A 6601-nucleotide genomic window follows, 5' to 3' on the forward strand; every position below is an offset into this window, starting at 1 on the left:
TATTGAATTTACGATCGGCACTGGTAAGAAGACTCAGCGCCGATCAACAGATTACTGCTCCGCCATGAACCCTTCAAACCGCGACCCTTTGTAGCTCAGCGTGCCTTTCTCCCCCACCGTCAGCTGGTGGTACTGCTGCGCCTCCAGGCGGAAGGTCATCTCCAGCCCGCCGGTTTCCGGCTTAAAGCTCGCTTCATAGCGCATCGTTGTGCCCGCAGGCGTCACCTGCTGCTGGCGGGAGCGGCGGTCGTTAAGCGGCTTCTCACGCTTGTTCGTCACCACCACGCGCTTTTGCATCAGCGGCGCGGCGTCATTGTCGGCCTTCTCACGGCGCTGCTGCACGAAGCGAAACGAGGCGGCAATGATGATAATCGCCACCACGATAATGAAAAACAGCGGCATCTTGCTCATTGAAAAATCCCATCAGATTATGCGGAATTCAGGATACCTCGCCTGCCCCGGCATTGCCAAACGCCCGCTCGCGTCACTACACTGGATCAGGAACTGATCATTCAGCCTCAACAGTTACAGGGAGTTAATATGCTTTGGTCATTTATCGCTGTCTGTTTTTCCGCATGGCTTTACGTCGATGCGTCTTACCGTGGCCCAGCCTGGCAGCGCTGGTTGTTTAAACCCGTCACGCTATTACTCCTGCTGTTGCTTGCCTGGCAGGCCCCGATGTTTAACGCCGTTAGCTATCTTGTCCTCGCGGGGCTGTGTGCTTCCCTGATTGGCGATGCCTTAACCCTGCTGCCGCGCCAGCGCCTGCTGTACGCCGTGGGGGCATTCTTCCTGTCGCATCTGCTCTATACCATCTACTTTGCCAGCCAGATGACGCTCTCCTTCTTCTGGCCGCTGCCGCTGGTGCTGCTGGTGATTGGCGCCCTGCTGATCGCGGTGATCTGGTCGCGTCTGGAAGAGATGCGTCTGCCGGTCTGTACGTTTATCGCCATGACGCTGGTGATGGTGTGGCTGGCGGGCGAGCTGTGGTTCTTCCGTCCGACAGCGCCTGCGATGTCCGCGTTCTTCGGTGCCGCACTGTTGCTGTTGGGTAATATCGTCTGGCTGGGCAGCCACTATCGCCGCCGCTTCCGTGCGGATAATGCGATTTCCGCCGCCTGTTACTTTGCCGGACACTTCCTGATTGTGCGTTCGCTGTATATCTAAATAACGCTTGACTCTGGAGTCGACTCCAGAGTGTATGCTGCGGTTAATGAGAAAATTATCATTACCGGAGACTGCCATGTCGACTCCAGAAATACCTAAAAAAGTTCCCCAATTCTCGGCACTTAAGCTCAGCCCGGTTCCGCCAAAAGAGGACTGCTGCTGCGAGGGCGCGTGCGAAACCCGGACCGAAGCGCTGCCTGAAAACGGCAGTCACTACAGCTGGGTGGTCAACGGCATGGACTGCGCGGCCTGTGCCCGTAAAGTGGAAAATGCGGTGAAGCAGGTGCCGGGTGTGAACCACGTTCAGGTGCTGTTCGCTACCGAAAAGCTGCTGGTCAGCGCCGAAAACGACGTCAGCAGACAGGTTGAAGCCGCCGTCAGCAAAGCGGGTTATACCCTGCGCAGCGAAACGGCGCCCGCAGAAAAAACGTCCCCGCTAAAAGAAAATCTGCCGCTCATTACCCTCATCATCATGATGGCCCTGAGCTGGGGGCTGGAGCAAATCAACCACCCGCTCGGCAGCCTGGCGTTTATCGCCACCACGCTGGTTGGCCTGTTCCCGATTGCGCGTCAGGCGCTGCGTCTGATGAGAAGCGGCAGCTGGTTTGCCATCGAAACGCTGATGAGCGTGGCGGCTATCGGGGCGCTGTTTATTGGCGCGACGGCGGAAGCGGCGATGGTGCTGCTGCTGTTCTTAATTGGCGAACGCCTTGAGGGCTGGGCGGCGAGTCGGGCGCGTAAAGGGGTGAGCGCGCTGATGGCGCTGAAGCCGGAAACCGCCACGCGGGTTATTCATGGTCAGCGTGAAACGGTCGCCATCAACACCCTGCGCCCGGGCGACGTGATTGAAGTGCCCGCAGGCGGACGTCTGCCAGCCGATGGGACCCTCATTACCGCCACCGCGAGCTTTGACGAAAGCGCCCTGACCGGGGAATCCATCCCGGTAGCGCGCGCGGCAGGTGAAAAGGTGCCTGCGGGCGCCACCAGCGTCGACCGACTGGTGCTGCTGACGGTCCTTTCCGAACCGGGCGACAGCGCCATCGACCGCATCCTCAGGCTGATAGAAGAAGCCGAGGAGCGCCGCGCGCCGGTAGAACGCTTTATCGATCGCTTCAGCCGGATTTACACCCCCGCCATCATGCTGGTGGCGCTGCTGGTCACCGTCGTCCCGCCGCTGTTCTTCGGCGCGCCGTGGGAGGGCTGGATTTACAAAGGGCTGACGCTGCTGCTGATCGGCTGTCCGTGTGCGCTGGTGATCTCCACCCCGGCGGCGATTACCTCAGGGCTGGCGGCGGCGGCACGTCGCGGGGCGCTGATTAAGGGCGGCGCGGCGCTGGAACAGCTGAGCCAGATTCAGCACATCGCCTTCGATAAAACCGGCACGCTGACCGTCGGCAAGCCGCAGGTGACCGGCGTGTATCCGCAGGACATTAGTGAAGACGCCCTGCTGACGCTGGCCGCTGCCGTGGAGCAGGGCTCCACCCACCCTCTGGCGCAGGCGATTGTGCGTGAAGCGAAGGGGCGCGGGCTGAGCATCCCTCCGGCAACCGCCCAGCGAGCGCTGGTCGGGTCAGGGATTGAGGCTGTGGTCGAAGGCAAAAAAGTGCTGATCGCCGCGGCAGGCGCGTTCCCGAATCCACAGGTTGAGGCATTAGAGCAGGCCGGGCAGACGGTCGTTGCCGTGATGCAGGACGGTGTACCGATGGGCATGCTGGCGCTGCGCGACACCCTGCGTGACGATGCGAAAGACGCCGTCGACGCGCTGCACAAGCTGGGGGTACAGGGCGTGATCCTGACCGGTGATAACCCGCTCGCGGCGGCGGCGATTGCTGGCGAGCTGGGGCTGGAGTTTAAGGCCGGATTGTTGCCTGCGGATAAAGTCAGCGCGGTAACCGATCTGAACGGTCATGCCCCGCTGGCGATGGTCGGGGACGGGATAAACGATGCCCCGGCAATGAAGGCTTCCACCATCGGCATTGCGATGGGCAGCGGCACCGACGTGGCGCTGGAGACCGCCGACGCGGCGCTGACCCACAACCGCCTGACCGGGCTGGCGCAGATGATAGATCTTGCGCGGGCGACGCGCGCCAATATTCGGCAGAACATCGGCATTGCGCTGGGTCTGAAGGGGATTTTCCTGGTCACCACGCTGCTCGGCATGACCGGACTGTGGCTGGCGGTACTGGCGGATACGGGGGCGACGGTGCTGGTTACGGCGAACGCGTTGCGGCTGTTGCGCCGTCGGTAAAAACGCCCGGTGGCGGCTACGCCTTACCGGGCCTACAACATCTCCGAACCGTAACCGTAGGCCGGGTAAGGCGTAGCCGCCACCCGGCATAAAACGGCGTCACTGCATCCCTAACACCCCCGGCAGCCACAATGATATCGCCGGGATGTACGTCACCATCCCCAGCACCACCAGCAACATACCGTAAAACGGCAGCATCGCCCGCACTACGGTTTCAATTTTCTGCTTGCTCACCGCGCTCGCCACGAACAGCACCGACCCGACCGGCGGCGTGATAAGCCCAATCCCCAGGTTCACCATCATGATCATCCCGAAATGCACCGGATCGATCCCCAGCGAGTTGGTCACCGGCAGCAGTACCGGGGTCAGGATCAGGATGATCGGCGCCATGTCCATCAGCGTGCCAATCAGCAGCAGCATGATGTTGAGGTACATCAGGATCACGTATTTGTTATCGGACAGCGACGTGAAGAATTCGGTGATGCGCATCGGCAGCTGCATGTAGGTCATTACCGCGCCAAACGCCGCGGCAAAGCCAATCAAAATCATCACGATGGTGACGGTTTTCACCGTGCGGCACATCAGCTTCGGCAGTTCATTCCACTTGTAATCGCGGTAAATGAACATGGTGACGAAGAACGCCCACAGGCAGGCCACGGCGGCAGATTCGGTCGCCGTGAATATCCCGGACAAGATCCCGCCGAGGATAATCACCACCGTCATCAGCCCCCACAGGGCATCGAGCATGATTTTCAGCGCCTGCCTGAACGGGATTTTGTCCCCCTTCGGATAGCCGCGCTTGCGGGCGAAGCACAGGCAGAGCACCATCAGGCTCACGCCCAGCAGCAGGCCCGGCAGCACGCCCGTGATAAACAGCGTGGCGATGGAGACCGTTCCCCCTGCCGCCAGGGAGTAAATCACCGAGTTGTGGCTGGGCGGGATCAGGATCGCCTGCACCGACCCGCTGGCCGTCACCGCCGCCGCGTATTCGCGCGGATAGCCCTTCTTCTCCATCTCCGGGATCATCACGCTGCCGATAGACGCCGTATCCGCCACCGACGAGCCGGAAATCGCGCCGAAGAACGTTGACGCAACGATATTCACCAGCGACAGCCCGCCGCGAATAAAGCCGACAAAAACGTACGCGAAGTTGACCAGCCGTCGGGCAATGCCCCCTTCCGCCATGATCGCCCCGGCAAGAATGAAGAACGGGATCGCCAGCAGGGTAAATTTATTCACCCCGCTGGTGATCTGGATCATCAGCGCCTCCAGCGGCAGGTCAATCCACAGCGCGCCCGCCACGGCGCTTAAGCCGACGGCGAAGGCCACCGGCATCCCCAGCGCCAGCAAAATGGCGAGGGTGAATAACAAAACAAACGCATCCATTGTTCACCCCTTAACTGTGATTGCCGATCAGCACGACCGGACGGTTTTCCTGCGAGCCAAACAGCAGGCGTTCAAGCACAAACAGGATCAAAATGGCCGACCCGACAGGTAGCGGCAGATAGCTTTCGCCGGAGGTCAGAAGCGGAAACTCCGCCACTGGCTGCTCCCACAGCTCGACGCACAGCCAGTAGCTGTACCAGCACATCAGGCCTGAAATTAGCAGCATCAGCAGATCCACCATCCGCGCGCACACTCTTTGCAGCGACGCGGGCAGGCGGTCGGTGAGCATGTTGACCGCAATATGCGACCCGGCGCGGTAGCTCACCGCCGCGCCGATAAAGGTAAACGTCACCATGCAGATAATGGCGATCGGCTCCGGCCAGGATTCGCCGCGATTAAGCACGTAGCGCGAGAAGATGCCAATCGGGATCGCTATCGTCATGACCAGCAGCGAGACGCCCGCCACGGTCATGGCGAGCAGGTACAGACGGTCCATCCACTTCAGGTAGAGTTCGGACATACGTACTCCGGTTTACTGGACGTCAGCGATGGCTTTCATCAGATCCTGATGCTTGTCGCCATACTGGGCGCGCACCGGCTCCGTAGCCTTGATAAACACCGTTTTGTCGATGTCGTGGAACTGCACCCCGCCCGCTTTCATTTTTGCCAGCGCCTGGTCGTTGTAGGCATTCCACAGCTTACGCTGCTCGAACTGCGCCTCGCGGGCCAGAGTCAGGACCTTTTGCTGCTCGTCGGCGCTGAGCTTGTCCCATTTCACTTTTGAATAGAGGAGCATTTCGGGGGTAATAAAGTGGCCGCTCAAGGTGTAGTTTTTGGCAACCGGCATGTAGTTGTGGGCGATAAAGGTCGGCGGGTTATTCTCCGCGCCGTCAATCACGCCGGTTTGCATGCCGCTGTAAACCTCGCTCACGCCCATCGCCACCGAGTTTGCCCCCATGTCTTTCAGCGTGGCGAGCGCGACCGGGCTACCCTGCACGCGGATTTTCTTCCCTTTCAGATCGTCCGGTTTGACGATTGGCTCTTTGGTGATCAGGTTACGGGTACCGGAATCCATCCAGCCGAGGAACACCAGGCGAGATTTCGGGTTCGCGGTCAGCTTGTCGCCAATCTGCTTGCCGATATCCCCGTCGATCACCTTGTGCATGTGGTCTTCATCGCGGAATACGTAGGGAAGCGTAAACACTTCGATATCCGGCAGGATGGCGGCAACAGGCGCCATCGAGACGCGGATCATGTCGATTGCCCCCATCTGCGCCTGCTCAATCATCTGCTTTTCATCCCCGAGCACGCCGCCGGGGAAGACCTTGATCTCCAGCTTGCCGTCGGTTTGTTGTTTGAGCTTTTCACCCATGTGCTGCACCGCCACCACGTTCGGGTAGCCTTCGGGGTGGACATCCGCCGCTTTAATGGTTTGGGCGGAAACGGAGCAGGCAAAAGCAGACAGACACAGAGCGGCCAGTAACGGCTTGAGGGTCGTTTTCATTGAGTCAACTCCAGGGTAGTGAGATAAGCGTTAAAACGATGTTTTAGTTTTTGACGCTTAAAAATTAGACTACGGCTGGAAAAGGGAGGGTGAAGCGCCTCACAAAAAGCGCGAAATTTTGAAACGATGGTTTAGAACGGTTTTCTCCCTCTCCCCGTGGGAGAGGGTTCCCCAGTAATTTGAAAGCAAAAGCGATAACGTTGCCTCAGAATAACTGAGGGCTTTCAGCGATGCCTCGGTCCGGCTGTAAATCGCTGAGGCGTTTCCTGTAGGCCGGGGCGAGGCGCAGGGATGCG

7 protein-coding genes are annotated in these 6601 nt (G+C 59.8%); 2 read left to right on the forward strand and 5 right to left on the reverse strand.

Going from position 1 to position 6601, the window contains the following annotated elements:
- Positions 1-51: 51 nt before the first annotated feature.
- Positions 52-411, reverse strand: a complete 360-nt coding sequence (locus IM290_RS02450; RefSeq protein WP_193041578.1) for a DUF2500 domain-containing protein — start codon at positions 409-411, stop codon at positions 52-54.
- Positions 412-540: 129 nt separating this feature from the next.
- On the opposite strand from IM290_RS02450, the gene IM290_RS02455 reads away from it, so the two are divergent.
- Entirely contained in the window at positions 541-1167 is a 627-nt protein-coding gene (locus IM290_RS02455) for a lysoplasmalogenase (protein WP_003861515.1), read from the forward strand.
- 76 nt (positions 1168-1243) lie between these two features.
- Entirely contained in the window at positions 1244-3415 is a 2172-nt protein-coding gene (gene zntA, locus IM290_RS02460; protein ID WP_193041577.1) for a Zn(II)/Cd(II)/Pb(II) translocating P-type ATPase ZntA, read from the forward strand.
- A 99-nt stretch (positions 3416-3514) separates the two neighbouring features.
- Here the strand turns inward: zntA and IM290_RS02465 are convergent, their stop codons facing one another.
- The 4 genes from IM290_RS02465 to IM290_RS21570 all read right to left on the reverse strand — a co-directional run.
- On the reverse strand, positions 3515-4801 hold the full coding sequence (locus IM290_RS02465) for a TRAP transporter large permease (protein WP_193041576.1): 1287 nt from the start codon (positions 4799-4801) through the stop codon (positions 3515-3517).
- Positions 4802-4811: 10 nt separating this feature from the next.
- The gene (locus IM290_RS02470; protein WP_193041575.1) at positions 4812-5321 is read right to left on the reverse strand and encodes a TRAP transporter small permease; all 510 of its coding nucleotides are present in this window, start codon (positions 5319-5321) and stop codon (positions 4812-4814) included.
- A 12-nt stretch (positions 5322-5333) separates the two neighbouring features.
- Positions 5334-6305: a TRAP transporter substrate-binding protein gene (locus tag IM290_RS02475; RefSeq protein WP_193041574.1), complete on the reverse strand. Its 972-nt coding sequence runs from the start codon at positions 6303-6305 to the stop codon at positions 5334-5336.
- A 99-nt stretch (positions 6306-6404) separates the two neighbouring features.
- Positions 6405-6601, reverse strand: a 197-nt coding sequence (locus IM290_RS21570) for a hypothetical protein (protein ID WP_227009292.1), incomplete at its 5' end; no start/stop codon positions are given.

Source organism: Enterobacter cloacae complex sp. S1, from assembly GCF_014930525.1.
Classification (GTDB): domain Bacteria; phylum Pseudomonadota; class Gammaproteobacteria; order Enterobacterales; family Enterobacteriaceae; genus Enterobacter; species Enterobacter hormaechei_C.